The organism is Exiguobacterium sp. s127, from assembly GCF_018618695.1.
Taxonomy (GTDB): domain Bacteria; phylum Bacillota; class Bacilli; order Exiguobacteriales; family Exiguobacteriaceae; genus Exiguobacterium_A; species Exiguobacterium_A oxidotolerans.
The window spans coordinates 61,643-80,515 of the sequence record NZ_JACSMO010000002.1 but is presented as its reverse complement, the minus strand read 5'-3'; the positions used below and the strand labels follow the sequence as shown (position 1 = coordinate 80,515).

15 protein-coding genes are annotated in these 18,873 nt (G+C 44.9%); 5 read left to right on the top strand and 10 right to left on the bottom strand.

The features are described 5' to 3' along the window. Positions 1 to 2: 2 nt before the first annotated feature. The gene (gene iadA, locus KNP98_RS03470) at positions 3 to 1,136 is read right to left on the bottom strand and encodes a beta-aspartyl-peptidase (protein WP_088836509.1); all 1,134 of its coding nucleotides are present in this window, start codon (positions 1,134 to 1,136) and stop codon (positions 3 to 5) included. 69 nt (positions 1,137 to 1,205) lie between these two features. Then, positions 1,206 to 1,400 carry a YjzD family protein gene (locus KNP98_RS03465; RefSeq protein ID WP_012369663.1) on the bottom strand — a complete coding sequence of 65 codons (195 nt, stop codon included), beginning with the start codon at positions 1,398 to 1,400 and terminating at the stop codon, positions 1,206 to 1,208. A gap of 196 nt (positions 1,401 to 1,596) precedes the next feature. Here KNP98_RS03465 and KNP98_RS03460 point away from each other — a divergent pair, with 196 nt between their 5' ends. After that, positions 1,597 to 2,406, top strand: coding sequence for a Cof-type HAD-IIB family hydrolase (locus KNP98_RS03460; protein WP_214810700.1), 810 nt, complete (start codon positions 1,597 to 1,599; stop codon positions 2,404 to 2,406). Positions 2,407 to 2,469: 63 nt separating this feature from the next. Here the strand turns inward: KNP98_RS03460 and KNP98_RS03455 are convergent, their stop codons facing one another. The 7 genes from KNP98_RS03455 to KNP98_RS03425 form a co-directional block, all read right to left on the bottom strand. Then, positions 2,470 to 3,321 (bottom strand): YitT family protein, encoded by an 852-nt coding sequence (locus KNP98_RS03455; protein WP_029332877.1) that lies wholly within the window; start codon positions 3,319 to 3,321, stop codon positions 2,470 to 2,472. 236 nt (positions 3,322 to 3,557) lie between these two features. Continuing rightward, positions 3,558 to 5,858: a glycoside hydrolase family 65 protein gene (locus KNP98_RS03450; RefSeq protein WP_088836506.1), complete on the bottom strand. Its 2,301-nt coding sequence runs from the start codon at positions 5,856 to 5,858 to the stop codon at positions 3,558 to 3,560. Positions 5,859 to 6,113: 255 nt separating this feature from the next. Next, positions 6,114 to 7,145 (bottom strand): LacI family DNA-binding transcriptional regulator, encoded by a 1,032-nt coding sequence (locus KNP98_RS03445; protein WP_088836505.1) that lies wholly within the window; start codon positions 7,143 to 7,145, stop codon positions 6,114 to 6,116. Between the two features lie 34 nt (positions 7,146 to 7,179). Continuing rightward, positions 7,180 to 8,709: an alpha-amylase family glycosyl hydrolase gene (locus tag KNP98_RS03440; protein ID WP_088836504.1), complete on the bottom strand. Its 1,530-nt coding sequence runs from the start codon at positions 8,707 to 8,709 to the stop codon at positions 7,180 to 7,182. 19 nt (positions 8,710 to 8,728) lie between these two features. Next, positions 8,729 to 9,562, bottom strand: a complete 834-nt coding sequence (locus tag KNP98_RS03435) for a sugar ABC transporter permease (protein ID WP_029332873.1) — start codon at positions 9,560 to 9,562, stop codon at positions 8,729 to 8,731. Then, positions 9,562 to 10,917 (bottom strand): carbohydrate ABC transporter permease, encoded by a 1,356-nt coding sequence (locus KNP98_RS03430; RefSeq protein ID WP_214810699.1) that lies wholly within the window; start codon positions 10,915 to 10,917, stop codon positions 9,562 to 9,564. Before KNP98_RS03430 ends, KNP98_RS03435 begins: the two co-directional genes overlap by 1 nt. Positions 10,918 to 11,043: 126 nt before the next feature. Next, positions 11,044 to 12,303, bottom strand: coding sequence for an extracellular solute-binding protein (locus KNP98_RS03425; protein ID WP_204251432.1), 1,260 nt, complete (start codon positions 12,301 to 12,303; stop codon positions 11,044 to 11,046). A 455-nt stretch (positions 12,304 to 12,758) separates the two neighbouring features. On the opposite strand from KNP98_RS03425, the gene KNP98_RS03420 reads away from it, so the two are divergent. After that, entirely contained in the window at positions 12,759 to 14,546 is a 1,788-nt protein-coding gene (locus tag KNP98_RS03420) for a glycoside hydrolase family 13 protein (protein WP_088836501.1), read from the top strand. A gap of 303 nt (positions 14,547 to 14,849) precedes the next feature. After that, a complete protein-coding gene (locus KNP98_RS03415; protein ID WP_088836500.1) occupies positions 14,850 to 16,001 on the top strand; it encodes a cation:proton antiporter in 1,152 nt (383 codons plus the stop codon). 71 nt (positions 16,002 to 16,072) lie between these two features. Here KNP98_RS03415 and KNP98_RS03410 read toward each other — a convergent pair whose 3' ends face one another. Beyond that, on the bottom strand, positions 16,073 to 16,846 hold the full coding sequence (locus KNP98_RS03410) for an enoyl-CoA hydratase/isomerase family protein (RefSeq protein ID WP_214765482.1): 774 nt from the start codon (positions 16,844 to 16,846) through the stop codon (positions 16,073 to 16,075). Positions 16,847 to 17,044: 198 nt separating this feature from the next. Here KNP98_RS03410 and KNP98_RS03405 point away from each other — a divergent pair, with 198 nt between their 5' ends. Together KNP98_RS03405 and ybaK are read left to right on the top strand one after the other, a co-directional pair. Then, positions 17,045 to 18,427: an MATE family efflux transporter gene (locus KNP98_RS03405; protein WP_088836498.1), complete on the top strand. Its 1,383-nt coding sequence runs from the start codon at positions 17,045 to 17,047 to the stop codon at positions 18,425 to 18,427. Beyond that, the gene (gene ybaK, locus KNP98_RS03400; RefSeq protein WP_214765488.1) at positions 18,387 to 18,854 is read left to right on the top strand and encodes a Cys-tRNA(Pro) deacylase; all 468 of its coding nucleotides are present in this window, start codon (positions 18,387 to 18,389) and stop codon (positions 18,852 to 18,854) included. The genes KNP98_RS03405 and ybaK overlap by 41 nt, the downstream gene beginning before the upstream one ends. Positions 18,855 to 18,873: the final 19 nt, after the last annotated feature.

Sequence of the window (18,873 nt, the reverse complement as noted above, 5' to 3'; positions counted from 1 at the left end):
CATCATTTTGGCATAAGCCATTTTTTCTGAATCATTATAGCATGACCACCCGCTAGAATCGTATCGATTTCAAAAGCGTCACTAATCAGTAACAGGTCGGCACGTTCACCCGGTTTGATTGTCCCTCCAGAAATCCCGTAAGCTTCGGCAACGTTTCGTGTGACCGTCTGAATGGCGTCCGTAAACGCTACCCCATGACGAACCGCTTCCTCGACCGCTTGCAACATCGAGGTCGGCTTTCCTGATTCCATTCGTAGAAGTTTACCTGCCGCATCGAACGCCGGCAGACTCGCACCGGCGTCACTCGACATCGTGATCTGCCGTAAGGGAATCCCTGCTTCAAGTGCCCGTTTCAGCGCAAGTCCAGCCGGCACCTCGCCTTCTTCGATGAAGGCTTTTGTCGTACAGGTCGTAAAATCAATCCGTCCCCCTTGTTTCGCCCAAGCAAGACCGGCTTCAAAAATCCGTTCACTTCGATTGATATGTGTCGGTAAAAATTGTTCGATCGGTACATCCGACGTCCGGACGACTTCTTCGAGGAGATGTAACGCTAGTTTCCCGTCTCCAATATGGACGTTCATCGTTCCATTGACCCCTTTGACCATCCCGGCGATGCGCGCCTCAGCTGTGAGTCGCGTCAGCTCCTGAACAGTCGGTTGAGTCGAACGATGATCATTGATCGCAATCTCGCCGAGTCCGATGACTTCATTGATAAGGACGATATCACGACCAATCGTATCCGTAATCGAAACGGGCGGGACAGCGTAGCTGCCCGTTAACAGAAAAGGTCGAATTCCGTGTCGTGCAAACCCGCGGACGTGTGCCAGTAAATCAATCCCGGTCCGGGTCCAACCATCCGTGCCAAGTAATCCGACGACCGTCGTCACACCACCCGTCAAGAAATCACTAGCGACTAACGGAGCCGTCCGAGAAGCAAATCCGCCTTCCCCACCTCCGCCAATCGGATGAACATGACCATCGATCAATCCTGGAACGAGTCGCTTCCCCGTACCGTCAATCGTTTGTTCAAGCAAATCCTGATCGATATTATATGTCCCGATTCCTAGAATCGTTCCACCTCCGACAAGTACATCCGTCGGGATCTCGTTAACAAGTGCTTGTTTAATTAAAATCAAGCCTCTTCCCCCTCACTATAAACGATAAAAAGCGAGCATATCGCCCAGTGACGATACCTCGCTTTCAAGTTATTCTGCCTTTGTCCCTTGACCAAGACCAAGATCTTCGTTGACTGCATCAAGTGCGAAGACAACAAGTGACGTCACGACTGACATCGCTGTCGCAAATCCAAAGTTATACGTAACTGCATCGACCGCTGATACGATGAACACAGCTGTGTTCACGAGTAAGAACGACCAAAAGAATGTAACGAGAAAACGCATTCTTTCCCCTCCATTTCCATAGCTTACTTTTATTAGTCCTACGTCTCGTAGTATATCATTTTTTAAATCATCCGACAGCTTTAATCGGATTTTTTTAAGCGTTTTCCTTTTTGCTCAAAACAGTCACTTCCCTGTTTTCTACCGGTCCATATGCTAAAGTAATGAGGAAAGAATCTAAAGCGAAGTTGGTGAATGTATGAAACGTCATCTTATTGCCGTCGACCTCGACGGTACACTCTTAAAAGACGACAAGACAATCAGTCCTGCAAATATTGCCGCACTGCACAAAGCGCGTGAAAATGGTCATGAAGTCGTCATCGCGACAGGTCGTCCGTTTCGCCACGCGAAACGCTACTATGAAGAACTTGGTTTAACGACACCACTCGTTAATTTCAACGGAGGTTTCGTTCATCATCCGAATGATCCCCACTTTCAAGTCAGTCATCATCCGATCCCACTAAAGACCGTCCAGCATATTCTCGAATCCGTTGCTGATACGAAAACACAAAACATCGTCTGTGAAGTGACCGATCATGTCTATTTCCAACGTGATCCGGTCGGGATTTACGAATTTTATACAGACCATGCCCTGTCCGTAACGACCGGTGATTTGCGGAGGCTGCTCCAACATGAACCGACCTCGCTGTTGATTCATGCCAAGGGTGAACACGTTAACGAAATCCGGTCAGAGCTGTCGCATGTTCATGCCGAGACCGTCTTGAACCGTCAGTGGATCAAGCCCGAGTATATGGTCGAAGTCATGCGTAAAGGAACGAGCAAAGCGATTGGTCTTGAGCAAATCGCACGACATCTCGGAATTGAACAGAAACAAATCGTTGCCTTTGGTGACGAAGAAAACGATTTAGAAATGATTGAGTATGCGGGGCACGGTGTCGCGATGGGCAATGCGATTGGACCACTCAAATTACTTGCGAACGGGACGACAAAACGAAATGAAGACGATGGTATCGCCTATTACTTGAAGCATGTCCTCGGACTCGCTTGATGTAAAAAAAACGCATCTCCTTGACCGACAAATGTCGTTACTCAAGAGGATGCGTTTTTTGTTCTATCCTTTTCGGAAGTAACCAACGACTGAATCGGTTGGTACGACATTGATAAAGACGGTTTCATCCGCGTCACGGCAAATCCGTTCGATATCCCGCAGTTCATGTCGTTCGATGACCATCATCAGCGTCGATTTCTCGGCCCGTGAATACGTTCCGATCGACGGCATCTGTGTGATTCCACGAATGATATGTTGATGCAGTGCCATCGTGATATCGTCGGCATGGTTCGTGATGATGAAGATTGTCAGGCGCTGATTGCTCGTATGAATCTCATCGACCACTTTCGACGTCACGTAGATAAAGACAATCGTATAGAGAGCTGTCGACCAACCGAACAATGCGCCGGCAAGGATTGCAATCAAAAAATTCAAAACGAATAAATAAAGACCGACACTTCGGTCCGAGAACCGGGCAAAAATCAAGGCGACGATATCGAAGCCACCGGTCGACGCACCAAATTTAATCGTAATCCCCGTTCCAATCGCAAGCAAGACACCACCAAACACTGCGTTTAATGTTTGGTCACCCGGAATGACAGCATATTGTGGAATCAAACCGATAAAGATCGTTGTCGCTAAAACAGAAATCAGCGTAATGATTGTAAAGCTACGACCGAGCATAATCCACGCCAATATAATCAATGGAATATTAAGGGCTAAAAACCAAACGTTCTCACCGAACGCAAATGCCGTGTCCTGTAAAACCTGAGTCAGGATTTGGGCAAGCCCCGTAAACCCTGTCGAATAAACGCCACTTGGAATCAAGAACCAGTTCATTGCGACCGCAATGACGAACCCACCAATCGAAGCGACCATTACCTTTAAAATATTTTCCTTCACAACTGCTGTCACACCTCGTTCTCCTCTCCTGCTTGAACTATCTTGGAACACTTTAGCACATAACAAATGACAGCGGATAGTCAAGAATGCGAAAGAAATTGATTTCTTTTTTTGGTAGCGCTCTCATGTGTCCGCGCGATGACTGAACGAAAACAACTCGAAAAACCGGACGATTTTCGAGATTCATCAAGAATTTCGAAAATCGTCCGGTTTTGTGTCAATCATATACACCTGATTCGTTCTAATTTTTAGACCGTCATTGAAGAAGGAACCGTGACGCTACCTTCAGCTGGTACGTCAACGACTTGATTATGGAGTTTCAACGAGAATGCTTCACCTACAGATTGCTCAATCGAGATTTCATTTTGTTTGACGTGAATATGGATATGATGACCGCGCCACTGCATCCGGAACGAATAACTCGTCCAGCCTTGCGGTAACATCGGATTGAAGGATAATACTCCTTCTTGAACACGGAGTCCGGCAAAACCATGCACGATCGACATCCATGATCCGACCATTGACGTGATGTGAAGACCATCTTCCGTATCATTGTTGTAGTTATCCAGATCGAGGCGTGCAGAACGTTGATACAATTCAACCGCCTTTTCTTCATATCCGACTTCAGCGGCAATGATGGAATAGATACAAGGTGAGAGCGACGATTCATGCACCGTACGTGGTTCATAGAAGTCGAAGTTCGCTTTCTTTTGCTCAATCGAGAAACGATCCGTCAAGAAGTAAAGGCCTTGCAAGACGTCTGCTTGTTTAATGAATACAGACCGGAGGACACGATCCCACGACCAGTTTTGATTGAGTGGCAAGTGTTTCGGATCAAGATCAGCAACCATGATTTGTTCTTTATCCATGAAGCCGTCTTGTTGCATGAAAACTGCCGGCTCCGTCTCATCTTTTGGATAATACATTTTTTGATCGATGTCGGCCCACTGCGCAAGCTCTTCATCCGTCAATGTTAATTGATGCATCAACTCGGCGAGACGGTCCGGCTCGTTGTCCGCTAAATGACGATGGACGGTTTGCGCGTATTCAAGGCACCATGCTGCCATCAAGTTCGTATACCAGTTATTGTTGACGTTATTTTCATATTCATTCGGTCCTGTCACACCGAGGATCATGTAGACGTCTTTTTGCGGGACATAGTTGACACGGCTCGCCCAGTACCGCGCAATTTCGACAAGGACTTCAAACCCGTATTGTCCGAGATATGACGTATCCCCTGTATAGTTCGTATAGTTATAAATCGCATGCGCAATCGCGCCGTTCCGGTGAATTTCTTCATGGGTGATTTCCCACTCGTTGTGACACTCTTCCCCGTTCATCGTGACCATCGGATAGAGTGCACCTTTCATACCGACGTTCTTGTCTGCATTCTCTTTTGCTTGCGGCAATTGATTATGACGGTATTTCAACAAGTTCCACGCGACGTCAGGTTTTGATGTCGCAAGGTAGAAGTTGAGACAATACGCTTCCGTATCCCAGTAGGTCGCGCCACCATATTTTTCGCCGGTGAATCCTTTTGGTCCGATGTTCAACCGGGAGTCTTCTCCTGTGTAGGTTTGGAACATGTGGAAGATGTTGAAGCGAATCCCTTGTTGCGCTTCGACGTCACCTTCGATTTTAACGTCTGCTTCTTCCCAGTGCTTCAACCAAGCGGCCTCATGCTGTGCGAGGACGGTATCGAATCCCAGTTCGAACGCTTCATTGACACGCTTCATTGCCTGCTCCAGTAAATGTTCGACTTCATAATCACGGTTTGTCACGAGCGCGACTACTTTCTCTACCGTCGCCGCTTCACCTGGTTCGACTTGTTTCGTAAAGCGGTTCGCCACGTATTGTGACGTCCCTTCAACGACTTCACAAAATGCGCCTTCAACATCTGTAATCATCGCCGCCGTTACGTGCCAATCGAGTTTTTTTGTTTTCGACGTGACATATCCGAAACGCTCTTCCGTCCCATGTTCGACCGGGAGCCAAAATTTTTCATCGTAGTTCGAGTCCTCGTTCTCGACATCCGCATCAAGATACGACTCGATGATGATTTCCGCTTCAAAGTTGATCGGTGTGACCGTATAACGGAGTGCTGCGATTTCTTTTGTCACGATTGAGAAGAATCGCGTCGATTCAATCTTCGTCTCTTCGACGCCATTCTTAAGTAACATCGTTCGTGTCAAAACACCATGTTGCATATCAAGTTCACGCTTAAAATCGACGACTTCCCACTCATTCAAATCGACATTCTTACCATTGATCGAAACACGGATACCCATGATATTGACTGCGTTCAATACTTTTGCGAAGTACTCGGGATAGCCATTTTTCCACCAGCCGACACGTGTTTTATCCGGATAATAGACACCTGCCACATACATTCCTTGGTGTGTATCGCCTGAGTAATCTTCCTCGAAATTACCACGCATCCCCATATGGCCATTCCCAATCGAAGTCATCGATTCGGCGAGACGGTTATCCTCAGGATGGAACCCCTGCTCTATAATTTTCCATTCATTCATATCAAATAATCGTTTCATCATCAGTCGCTCCTTTTATCATTGCCGATTTCGAACGTTTTCATCGTCATTTGTAAGCGTTTCAACGTTTCTGTACATTCTTTATTTTACACATAAAACAGCTTAATGCAATCGTTTGCACGAAAATAAATTTCTTTTTGTGAAACCGTTCCTAATAACTTACTTTCCACTTTAGTTTCTTTGTGTTTTTTTGTTCATAGCATAAAAAAAACTTCATCTCGAGCCCCGTTCCGGGCGAGATGAAGTCACTGGTTTTCATTCGTTTTTTGGACCCCCGCAAGACTGACGAACGACGAGGTAATGCGGGACGATGACACGTTTACCATACGGCGTCGCATCTTCATTGATTTGTTCAATCAAACAATTCGTCGCTTCAAATCCTAGACCAAAGATGTTGATTTCGACCGAGGTCAATGGCGGACTCGAAAACTCAGCGATGAACAGGTTATTGAAGCTGACGACCGCCATTTGGTCCGGGACACTAATCCCCATCTCATTCAACGTACTCATGACGCCGAGCGCCATCATATCATCACTGACGACGACGGCAGTCGGCGGATGATCGAGTGACATCAATCGTTTAACGGCGTCAGCCCCACCAGTCGTCATGAATGGTGCACTGACGATATAGTTATCCTCGACCGGAAGACCCTCTTCCATTAAAGCCGTTTTATACCCACCGACGCGTTCTTGCGTGACCGCTAAGTCTTGTGACCCGCCAACGAAGGCAATACATTCATGTCCGAGCTGATGCAAATACTTTGTCACTTCACGACCGGCAAGATAATTATCCGTGTCGACATACGTGACTTGCGATGAGTCACTGAACGGTTTCCCGACGACGACGAAGGGAAACTTCGATTCTTGAAGAAATTGTACGACTTTATCATCGGTTCTTGAATATAAAACGACAACTCCGTCGACGCGACGGCCCTGAACCATCGAGACGACGCCCTCATATACTTCTTCTTCCGACACGCCTGTCGTCATATAAAGCGAGTACCCATTTTGATGCGCTTTCGTACTGATTCCACGGATGACTTCTGAAAAGAATGGGTTTTGAAGTGTTTTCGTCGCTGCGCTCGGCATGACGAGACCAATTGCTTGCGTCGTCCGGTTCGCTAAACTCCGAGCATGGACGTTCGGATAATAACCGAGATCTTCCATTGCTTGTCGAACACGTTCTTTTGTTTTTTGACTGATTCGCGGACTATTCGCGATGACACGTGAGACCGTCGATGGTGCGACGTTCGCTTCCCTAGCGACGTCTTTAATTGTGACTTGCATCCCCTTCACCTCATCATTTCCCTACAAATGTATTTTATTGTTTTTCGTTCGAACGATTGACGCGTCTGCGATGGACCAAGAGAAGAATCAACGCAAGGATTGGGGCAATGGATCCAATCGCAACAAGTGACCACCAGTTCACTTGAGAATCTTCTAAGATATATCCATTCGCACTACTGCCATCCAATGTAATTTCATAGGCATCTCCATCTTGTCGGACGAGATCGGAAAATAATAATCCTCGCAGACGTTGATCATCACCGATTTCAGAAGCTTTAATCCGCATCGTCGTTTTCTTCTCTCCTAGATTGATTGCGTAAATCGCCGTCTGATTTTTTGATTCTCGAGCGTATACGGCCATATGATCCGTCTTTCCTAACAAGCGTTGCTTCCCTGTCGCGAACGCTGGGTAGTCTTGACGCATCTGATTCAACGTTTTTACATACTCCTGCATCTTTTCATTTTTATCAAACTCCATCATCATTCGGTTCCCCGGATCTTCACCACCCGGCATGGCGACTTCCGTTCCTTGATAGACGACCGGCATACCTGGAGCAGCATATAGGGCGAATAACGCGAGGCGTAATTGGCGTTCTTCATCTGAAGTTCCACCGATTTTCGCTTCTGTAATGAATCGTTTCAAATCATGATTATCAATGAATGTCGCGAGCGACATCGCTTTCGGATTAAATGTGATATCTCGATTATAAACTGAATCGAGTTCTTCCGCTGAACCATTTTTGCGGGCAAATTGATCTTTTATCCCGTAATAGAAAGGAAAGTTTGTCACGGAATCAAATCCAAGCTCTGAATAGGTCGCAATCTTTCGCGGATCACCATCGAATACCTCTCCGAGTAAAAATAAGTCCGGATGTTTTTCTTTGACGGCCGGAATGAATTCCTTCCAAAATGCCGGCGGAACATGACGGACCGTATCGAGACGATACCCATCGATTCCTGTCTCATCGACCCAGTAATTCGCGACGTCAACCAAATAATCGACGACTTCTGGATTTTCAGTATTGAAATCTGGCAAATCAAATAACCAGTTGTTTTCGACTTCGACTTGATTGTTCCAATTCATAATCGGTTGTTCTTCATGGAACCAATCCGGCTTTTCTTCGACAAGCGGATGATTTGGTCCGAGATGATTGACAACTAAATCAAGAACAACTTTGATGTCACGCTCGTGTGCTTCGTCGACCAATGTTTTAAATTCTTCTTTTGTTCCGAAATGGGGATCGATTTTATAATAATCCTCCGTCCAGTAACCATGATAGCCATTCGGTCGATTCTTAAAGACCGGTGTCAACCAGATTGACGTGAATCCTTCATCTTTTATGTAATCAAGGCGTTTCGTCACCCCTGCCAAATCACCACCATGATAAGCTTTCGGATCGTCCTTGTTCACATCGATATCATTACTCGTTTTCCCGTTCTCAAACCGGTCGATCATAATAAAATACATTCGTTCCTTTTCCCAATTTGCTGCTTCACTCGTCTGCGGAAAAAGTCCGAAAGACAAGAGAAGCGGCAAGAAGAGAAGCATCACGCCTCGTCTCATGCCGCTAATTCCTCCTTTATTACCCTTTCGTTCCACCTGCCGTCAATCCAGATACGAAGTAGCGCTGGAAGGCGAAGAACAGAAGGACGATTGGGACTGCAGATAAAACGGCACCTGCCGCAAACAACGTGAAGTTGTTATCAAATTGCTCAGAAACCATGTTGTATAATCCGACCGCAAGCGTCTGTTTCTCCGGCGAACGGAGAACAAGTGACGCCAGGATGAAATCATTGAACGGTGCCATGAAATTGAACAAAGCGATGACAGCAACCATTGGTTTAGCAAGCGGAAGGATGATTTGCCAGAAAATCCGAAGATGACCTGCCCCATCCATTCGTGCCGCTTCATCTAGCTCTTTTGGTATTGTATCAAAATATCCTTTGGCGAGATACGTATTCATCGGAATCGCTCCACCAGAGTATAAAAGAATCAACGCAAGATGTGTATCGAACAAATCGAGCATGTTGAGCAACACATAAATCGCGATGATCGCGACGAATTGCGGAACCATCTGCAAGACGAGGAACAAAATCAACGAATTTTTTCGCCCGACGAACCGGTAACGTGAGAAGATATAGCCCGTTAACGTGATCAATGCGACCGAGACGACCATTGTAATGACAGCGATTTTGATGGTGTTCAAATACCACATGCCGTAATCCGTTTGTGTCGCATCAAACAGATCGAAGTAATGGATGAGTGTCGGATTACTCGGGAAGATGTCCGAAGTAATGCTTTTCCCCGGGTTGAGCGAAGTCCCGACAACCCAAAGTAGTGGATAGACAATAATAATCGAGGCGATCGTCAAAATGAGGTATGACAACGCCATATTGATTCGGTTTTGTTTTCTCATTAGATCATATCCTCATCTTTGAATGATTTTGAACGTTTAAACTGAATGACGGCAATCGTCATGATGAAGAACGACAGTACGAGTGTAATTGCTGCTGCGAAACCATACTGTGGATTTGAACCGAGCGATAGCTTATAGATCCAGGAGATTAAGATATCGGTTCCACCCGCAGATTGTCCCGGTACAGCCGGTCCACCATTGTTAAAGAGATAGATGATGTTGAAGTTATTGAAGTTAAACGTGTATTGCGTAATTAAGATTGGAGCTGTCGCGAATAAAATCATCGGTAACGTGATCAAACGGAATTTTTCACCTGAAGTCGCCCCGTCAATCGTCGCCGCTTCATATAGATCTTCCGGAATCGACTGTAAGATTCCTGTCGTGAGCGTCATGATATACGGGAATCCGAGCCACCACTGAATCCCGATCAGTGCGAGACGTGTGTACGTCGGGTCAGTCATCCACTCGACACCACCGCCTATTCCGATTGCCGGGAGCAACGTCGTGTTAAAGACGCCAAATGTTTCATTGAACATTGAACGGAAAATCAAAATCGTGATAAAAGCCGGTACCGCCCACGATAAAATCAAAATTGAACGGAAGAAGCGTTTCCCTTTAAGACCTTTTTGGTTCAAGAGAACAGCCAGACCAATTCCGATTGCGATGACGCCTGTCGTCGAAGCAACTGTCCAAACGAGCGTCCAACCTAACACACTGATGAACGTATCACGGAAAATATCGACCGTGAAAATGTTTAAGAAGTTTTGAATGCCAATCCAGTCGACGAGCTTGGCTGGTGGCGAGTTATTGAATTTATAGTTCGTAAAAGCAATCAAGAATGTAAAAATCAACGGTAAAACGACTGTGAAGACGAGTAGTACCAACGATGGAATCAGCATAGCATACGGGAACCCGTTATCACGGAAATTCCGTAGCTGCATCTTCAGTGAAGGTACTTCTACACTTAAATCACGCAGTTTACCGATTCGATACGCATCGATAAAGTTCCAGACGTAAATGGCAATACCAAACACAAGTAAAATCAACGCGATGATTCCCTCGACCATTAAGAAAATCGAGTGATCTCCCCTTACGCCTGCTACCTCACCGAGTGTAATCAGACCCCAGATCGCACCGCGATCCCCTGGTCCATTCCCGGCTCCTTTAAAAAACAAATCAAAATTGACTAAAAAATATGACAGGACGACGATAAAGAATATCGCGCCTTTTAAAAATTGTTTATTATACAGTTGCCCTAAACCTGGGACAATTGAAATCAACGAAGCAATTTTGCGGTGATTCGTTTGTAGTTCCGGTGTCGGGTCCGTTTGTTTCGGTGTCGTAATGGCAGCCATCGTCTGTTCTCCTTTCCAAAGGTCATGTCTGACCTCAGGCTTCTCTTCCAACCATAAAGATGAGGGGGAATCAATGATCCCCCTCTCTTTAATTCTTTTTTAGTGATTCAATTGGGAAACGACGACTTATTGATTGTTCGCTTCGATTTGTTGCTTGATTTGTTTGACAGCGTCATCTGCTGATTTTTGAGCATCTTGCTTGTCTGTTGCAACAAGTTGAAGTGCTGCTGCCATTGGTTCCCAAACTTGCCCCATCTCGGCGATGTTCGGCATTGGCACACCGTCTTTAGACTGAGCGAAGACTGCTGCTGCAACTTCGTTATCTTTAATCGATGCATCTTCTTGGAGTGAAGTGACCGGTGGAATCTCGTTGTATTTCTCAAACATCGCTTTCGCGTTTTCTTCACCTGTTAATGTAGCAAGGAATTTCTCAGCCCATTCCGGATTTTTAGAATATGCAGAAACCGCATACGTTTTAACTCCTACGAATGTTTTGATTGCTTCACCGTTCGGAAGCTTCGGAAGCGCCGATGCTCCTAAGTTGATGCCTTTTTCTTTATAGCTTGAGACTGCCCATGGTCCGTTCATGACAGCGACTGCTTTCTTGTCACCGAACAATTGATCCATCGCTTGACCGCCGCCACCGCCGATCAACCCTTTCGGGAAGAGACCTTCTTTGTACCATTTGCCGATGTAGTCCATTCCTTCGACAGCGCCAGCATTGTTCAAGCCGATGTCTGCAGGATCAAGTTTTCCACCGTTATCTTTAAAGACATATCCACCGTACCCAGCAATCGGACCGTGTGCGAAGTAGAAGTTATCCCAAAGTGCGAGGAAACCATACTTGCCGTCTTTTTTCTGTTCCGTTGATACTTTATAGAGATCATCCATTGAAGCTGGTGCTTCTTTTAACTCATCCTTGTTGAAAAGGAGAATCGGTGTTTCAACAGCTTTTGGATAGCCGTACACTTTACCATCAAATGTGACAGCAGATTTTGCTGTATCGATGAATGGCTCAAGTGCTTTTTCACCATCTTTAAGTTCAGTGATCAATCCTTGGTCAACGACTGTCCCAATCTGGTCGTGTGGAAGAAGAATGATATCTGGTCCTTTATCAGCAGGTCCGTCAAGTGCAACTTTTTTCTGTTGATCTGTCATTTTGACTTCTTTAACTTCAACTTTTACGCCTTCTTTTTCTTCAAACGCTTTTGCCGCTGCTTTTGTTGTTTCGGCTTTTTCAGTATCTTCCCAAATAACGATTTTATCTGGTTTGCCACCATCGCCTGATGTATTCGATGAAGAGTCTGAATCTGTTCCGCCACCACATGCTGCGAGAGCACCGATTGCCATTACCGATACCGAAAGACCTGCTACAAGTTTTTTCATTTCCATGATTGAAAATTCCTCCCCAAGTTAACGTACGAATGATAAGTTCTAATGCACAACGTTTGCATAAAGGCACAACCATTTTCTCATGATAACAACTGAGTAGTTGTAAGCGTTTTATGAAAACGTTTGCATCACCTTTACATTTTTATTATACAATCTAAATCCCTTTTGACAAGTCCTTTTTATTAATTATTTTCCTACATTTTAAAAACATTCTAAAAAAGTATTTAATCGAATAAACTTCCCTAAAATTTTTATTACCCAAAAAAGAAAACGTTTACATTTAATTTAATTGCGCACTTTAATGCAATCGATTGCATTAAATCATAAAATTATCTTTTGGAATTCTCGTTTTCACCAATTCTAATTGACTTTAAGAAAGCGCTTTACTATTCTTAGTTCGAGGACCATTACATTAGAGTGCAATCGATTGCACTAGAGGAGTGACCATTATGCTCAAAGAAGCCGTATTCCATCGCGCCATGTCTCCGTTCGTCTATAAGTACGACGAAAACACGATTCATATCCGTCTCCAAACTAAGAAAAATGATGTTGAGCATGTCGAACTGATTTGGGGAGACCCGTATGATTGGCATACTGAAAATCCCGATGATGCGGACTGGAACTTCGATCCATCGAAAACAAATCATTGGAACACATTCGAAACATCAATGAAAAGAAGTGGTTCAGACGAATTATATGATTACTGGTTTATTGATGTCATCCCCCCATTCCGTCGTCTTCGCTATGGTTTCCGGTTACACGATGGGCAAACAACACAAGTTTTCACAGAACGTGGGTGGTTCAATGAAAAACCACTTGATGATACCGGTTACTACTTCTGTGTACCTTACTTAAATAAAATCGATGTCTTCACATCACCCGCTTGGGTCAAAGATACGGTCTGGTACCAAATTTTCCCTGATCGTTTTGCGAATGGTGATCCATCGAACGATCCTACCGGTACATTGCCTTGGAATAGTACAGAACCGACGACAACGAATCTGTTCGGTGGGGATTTCCAAGGGGTGATTGATCACATCGACTACTTGGTTGAGCTTGGTATTACGGGCATTTATTTCTGTCCTATCTTTAAAGCGAAATCAAATCATAAATACGATACAATCGACTATCTCGAAATCGACCCACAGTTCGGAACAAAAGAAAAATTTAAACAAATGGTCGACCTTCTACATGAAAATGGCATTCGTATCATGCTCGACGCCGTTTTCAATCATGCCGGATTCCATCACGAAGCCTTCGCTGATATCCGTGAACACGGTAGCAACTCGTCTTACCGTGATTGGTTCCACCTCCGCGACTTCCCACTCGTCACAGAACCGATGCCGAACTATGATACGTTCGCCTTTGTGCCTGAGATGCCGAAATTCAATACAGAAAATGCTGAAGTAAAAGCATACCTTCTTCACGTCGCCCGCTACTGGGTCGAGGAATTCGGAATCGACGGTTGGCGATTAGATGTCGCGAATGAAGTCGACCACGCTTTTTGGCGTGATTTCCGTCGGGTCGTCAAAGAAGCAAATCCTGAAACGTATATACTTGGAGAAATTTGGCATGATTCGCAAGAGTGGTTACTCGGTGATCAATTTGATGCCGTCATGAACTATCCGTTTACGAACGCAGCGTTAAACTTCTTTGCCCTTGATAAAACGAAGGCGACGGCGTATGCCAATGAAATGTCACACGTTCTCTTCTCGAATACGATGAACGTCAACGAAGTGACATTTAACTTAATCGGCTCACATGATACACCGCGCGCCTTGACGCGTGCCGGCCATGACAAAAATAAGATGCGTCTCCTCTTACTATCGATGTTGACGTTTTCCGGTAGTCCCGTCATCTATTATGGCGATGAAATCGGACTCGATGGGGATCAAGATCCGGGTTGCCGTAAATGTATGCCATGGGACAAAGAAGAACAGGACTTAAACCTTTTGATGTATACAAAACATTTACTTCAACTGCGGCAACAGCATAAGACTCTTGCGAATAACGGACACATTTCATTCGTTCATGCGGATGACGAGACGAATTCGATCGTCATGCGTCGAACGAGCGAAGATGGAACTTACTACATCTACTTCAACAACTCGAATCAGCAAGTAACACTTCCCGCACCAGCGGCAGGACAAGGCATGGATTTGTTCTCGAATTCACCACTTCCTTCTTTAGAAGTAACACTTCCACCTTATGCAGGAACAATCGTCCAAGTCCTTTAATCAATACGGTATCTGTCTCGTTTCGAGATGGATGCCGTATTTTGACGTGTCGACAAAGTAATATTGGACACGTCCTTTTCGTTACTTTTCTCGGACAAAGCGCAAGCTGTTGCTTCTTAATCCCATTCTTACCTGTTTCTAGCTATGCGGGGACAAGTACTGTCACGGGCAAGTACAGGAAGGAAGAAACAAAATCAGCGAGTTTTCCCTCCTACTTCATTTTCTGTCCCTTGAAACTCATCTAATAGTTATTTTGATGCTTTTCTAGGGTAAAGGAAAACATAAAAGGAGGACGTGCTCGCTATGGAATTATTTTTTTATGCCGGTCTTATTCTCATCGGCTTATTTGCAATCAGTTATTTGAGTGAACGTTTCCACCTTCCGAGTATCCTCGCTTTCATTTTAATCGGGATTGCCATCGGGCTTTATTACGATGCACCTGAAGAATTGAAGTTAGGCGGTGAAGCGGGAATCATCGTTCTATTTTTTTTGCTGGGACTTAAATTTTCAATTGCTGACTTGCTCAGTCAACTACGCCACGTGTGGAAAGCCGGATTAATTGATGTTGCGTTATCTTTTGGTGGAACATTCCTCCTGACGCTTGCGTTTGGCTTTTCCATTCCTGAAGCCTTTTTAATCGGCTGCGTTTTATATGCGACGAGTTCTTCGATTTCTGCCCGTTTGCTCGATCGTGAGCCAGACAAACACAAGGACGTTAATCGCTTTGTCTTATCGTTACTTATTTTTGAAGATTTGATTGCCCCGCTTCTCTTGACGACGGCACCGTTTATACTTGGTACAGAACCTTTTACATTTGCCAAAGTAGGGTCCATTTTCGCGGGTTTTCTCTTTCTGTTCAGTGCTTTAATCTTACTAACCGTCTTTATTCGCAGAAAAGAACGGATCATTGGTTCCTTGTACCGGCATCCTGACGCCGGAATTGGAATCATCGGCTTGATTTTAACTTTTTCAGGTGTCGGTATCATGTTCGGTTTATCAGAAGTACTCGGTGCTTTCATCGTCGGGATTTTGTTGACTGAACTAAAGGAAACACGCTACTTGAAGCGGCTCGTCACACCTTTTCAAGATTTACTGCTCCCTCTCTTTTTCATTGCATTCGGGATGTCGTTTGAATTGACGGAAGGACTGCCTTTAGACTGGTTCTTTTTGGCACTCGTCATCTGGGGGCTGTTATCTAAATTTTTGGTCGGATTCTTCGGTGGCCGTTCATTCGGGCTGTCAAACTACCATGCCATCGAATCCGGTTTTTGCTTAGGACCACGCGGAGAATTTTCAATTCTTTTTATTACACTCGCTAGCGGCGCCTTCATCACGCTGACGGGGTTATATATTTTCGTCTCCGCTTTTCTAGGAATTTTACTATTTCGTCTCTCGAGTAGGTTAACCGATCAAACACATGCTACGGCCCAAAAAATCAAACAAAAAATGCGCTAAAACAAGCAGGACCATTTCCGATTACAACGGAAGTGGTCCTGCTTGTTTCACTGATATTAAAATAAGTCGTTTTAACGTCCGGTAAAAACAGGCGGTTTTTTTTCAAGAAATGCTTGAACCGCACGTTGATGGTCTTCCGTTTTACCGGCACGTGATTGGTAGATAATTTCCTGTGCCAACATATCATCGAGCGTCGACTCGAAACTTGCTGATTGAAGTTGTTTAATATACGCAATTACTTTTGTCGGTCGCGCTGCGAGCTGCTGAGCAAAATCCATTACTTCCTCTTCAAACCGGTCAGCTGCGACCGCTTTTGTCACGAGTTGAAACTCGACTGCTTGCTTTCCTGTTATCGTATCACCAAGTAGCGCTAATTCGAGTGCTTTCGCCGAACCGATTAAACGCGGTAAGAAGTATGGTGCTCCAGCATCCGGGACGAGACCGATGTTAATGAAGCCGAGTGACAATTTTGCATCTTCCTGAACAATCCGGAAGTCACATGCGAGTGTCAACGACAGTCCTGCTCCTGCTGCCACACCATTGATTGCTGCGATGATCGGCTTTTTCGATCCGGCTAATGCACGGACAACGGGATGATAATAGCTTTTCAAATAATCGCCATGGTCCATTCCTGGTGAGACCGTCTTTAAATCTTGACCGGCACAAAAGCCGCGTCCTTTTCCAGTTAATACGATGACACGGACTGCTTCATCTTGATTGGCTTCCTCGATTGAATCTGCTAATTCATTTAAAAGTGTTGATGTTAAGGCATTTAATCGTTCCGGACGAGCTAACGTCACCGTTGCTACGCTCGATGCTACCGTGTACTCTACTTCAGAATTCATCACATTCCCCTACCTTTCAAAAGTGAACAACGATTCATTATGATGTATTCGTGATGTTTTATGAAAATCCTTTTAAATCCCCGTTTTTTTTATGAAAGCTTTGTTTTTCACTTTCATTATGAAAATTGAAGGCGTATAGTTTCCAAAAGATACAGTAAGACAAAATGTTTTAAGGACTTAGAAGGGGAATTTAATTTTATGAAAACTGTAAAACAACCAACATTATTCCAAATCACTTGGCCATTATTCATCGAAATCGCGTTGCATATGAGTTTAGGGATCATCGCGACATTAATCTTAAGTTACTACTCCGACAGTGCAGCAGCCGCTGTCGGTGTCTCGAACCAGGTTTTGAACATCTTTATTATTTTATTTAATATCACATCTGTCGGAGCGACAATCATCATCGGTCAGTACCTAGGTGCAAAACGTGTCCAAGATGCACGTCAAACCGCCCGCTCTGCCTTCTCGATTAATCTTTACATCGGATTAATCATATCTGTACTCGTCGCCCTAACCGGGAAACAATTATTAGGTTTCTTCTCATTAGAAGGACAAACATTAGTTTACGGCGAAACATTCATAAAGATTGTTGGCTTATTCCTATTTTTAGAAGCCATTTCGTTAACACTCGGAGCAATCCTCCGGAGTCATGGTTTCACAAAAAATGCAATGTACGTCACTCTTTTGATGAACTTCGTCAGTGCCTTCGGTAACGTCATCGCCGTACTCGGTCTGTTCGGTATTCCGGTACTCGGCGTCGCAGGTGTCGCGTGGTCGATCGTCATCGCACGTGCTTTTGCCGTCACACTGTTATTCTTTGTCGTTTACCGTAAATTATCACTACGTTTTCGTTTAAAAGATTTAATTCAAATCAACCGTCAAGACATTAAGAGCATCATGAACATCGGAATTCCATCAGCCGGAGAAGGAATTTCTTATCAGTTTTCACAGCTCATCATCACTGGTTTCATCGCAACAATTGGTGAAGCTGCCTTGTCTGCACGCGTTTACGTCTCAAACATCACAATGCTCTGCTTCTTGTTCAGTCTCGCAATTGCCCAAGGAACACAATTGTTAGTCGCCCGCCAAGTTGGAGCACAACAATTTGAACAGGCACATGCACGTGGCATCAAGACATTAAAAATCGCTGTCTTCGCAAGTTTCGTATCAGCCGTCGCAATCGCAGCGTTCGGGACATCCATCATGTCACTCTTTACATCGAGCCCTGAAATCATTGCCATCGGTATTCCGTTGCTCTGGGCAAGTGTCATCCTCGAACCAGGACGCGCGCTGAATATCGTCTTGATGGGAACGTTGAAATCAGCAGGAGACGTCCGCTTCCCGGTCACAATCGGTGTCCTATCGATGTGGGGAATCGCTGTCGTTGTCAGTTATGTACTCGGACTTCAGTTCGGTCTCGGACTTCTCGGTATCTGGATTGCCTTCTCAGCCGACGAATGGTTCCGTGGTATCTTCGCACTGAAACGCTGGAACGGTCGTAAGTGGGTTCAATATTCCCTCACTAAAGGAGAATCTCATGAGCAAAACGAACGCAGAAAGGCTACTGAAGCAGTCTAACGTTTCCTTTGAATCTATTTCTTATCCGGTCGACTTGAGCGATTTGTCCGCTCAAGCCGTCTCTGAAAAAATTAAATTCCCGCTTTCATCGGTTTTTAAAACATTAGTTTTAGAGGACGATCAAAAAAACTACTTGTTCTCTGTCATCTCTGGCGAAGAAGAGGTTAACTTGAAGGCGGTCGCTCGGGCATCTGGTGCGAAGAAAATGTCATTGGTTCCAATGAAGGCATTAGAAAGTCTGACAGGATACGTCCGTGGCGGTGTTTCTCCAATCGGAGCTAAAAAAGCTTTTCCCGTCTTCCTGTCCGACCGTGCCATCGGTCAACCGTTCATCATCATCTCAGCTGGTAAACGGGGACAGCAAATCAAATTGTCTCCGGATGATTTATTGGAATTTACTAGTGGGATTCTCTATCGAAACCGCTGATACGAACAGCTAGATATGA

What these genes read in the sequence shown, in the direction of transcription:
- KNP98_RS03465 (WP_012369663.1), bottom strand. Translation starts at nt 1,400, where the DNA reads ATGCGTTTTCTCGTTACATTCTTTTGGTCGTTCTTACTCGTGAACACA.
- KNP98_RS03460 (WP_214810700.1), top strand. Translation starts at nt 1,597, where the DNA reads ATGAAACGTCATCTTATTGCCGTCGACCTCGACGGTACACTCTTAAAA.
- KNP98_RS03450 (WP_088836506.1), bottom strand. Translation starts at nt 5,858, where the DNA reads ATGAAACGATTATTTGATATGAATGAATGGAAAATTATAGAGCAGGGG.
- KNP98_RS03445 (WP_088836505.1), bottom strand. Translation starts at nt 7,145, where the DNA reads ATGCAAGTCACAATTAAAGACGTCGCTAGGGAAGCGAACGTCGCACCA.
- KNP98_RS03440 (WP_088836504.1), bottom strand. Translation starts at nt 8,709, where the DNA reads ATGAGACGAGGCGTGATGCTTCTCTTCTTGCCGCTTCTCTTGTCTTTC.
- KNP98_RS03435 (WP_029332873.1), bottom strand. Translation starts at nt 9,562, where the DNA reads ATGAGAAAACAAAACCGAATCAATATGGCGTTGTCATACCTCATTTTG.
- KNP98_RS03430 (WP_214810699.1), bottom strand. Translation starts at nt 10,917, where the DNA reads ATGGCTGCCATTACGACACCGAAACAAACGGACCCGACACCGGAACTA.
- KNP98_RS03425 (WP_204251432.1), bottom strand. Translation starts at nt 12,303, where the DNA reads ATGAAAAAACTTGTAGCAGGTCTTTCGGTATCGGTAATGGCAATCGGT.
- KNP98_RS03420 (WP_088836501.1), top strand. Translation starts at nt 12,759, where the DNA reads ATGCTCAAAGAAGCCGTATTCCATCGCGCCATGTCTCCGTTCGTCTAT.
- KNP98_RS03415 (WP_088836500.1), top strand. Translation starts at nt 14,850, where the DNA reads ATGGAATTATTTTTTTATGCCGGTCTTATTCTCATCGGCTTATTTGCA.
- KNP98_RS03410 (WP_214765482.1), bottom strand. Translation starts at nt 16,846, where the DNA reads ATGAATTCTGAAGTAGAGTACACGGTAGCATCGAGCGTAGCAACGGTG.
- KNP98_RS03405 (WP_088836498.1), top strand. Translation starts at nt 17,045, where the DNA reads ATGAAAACTGTAAAACAACCAACATTATTCCAAATCACTTGGCCATTA.
- ybaK (WP_214765488.1), top strand. Translation starts at nt 18,387, where the DNA reads ATGAGCAAAACGAACGCAGAAAGGCTACTGAAGCAGTCTAACGTTTCC.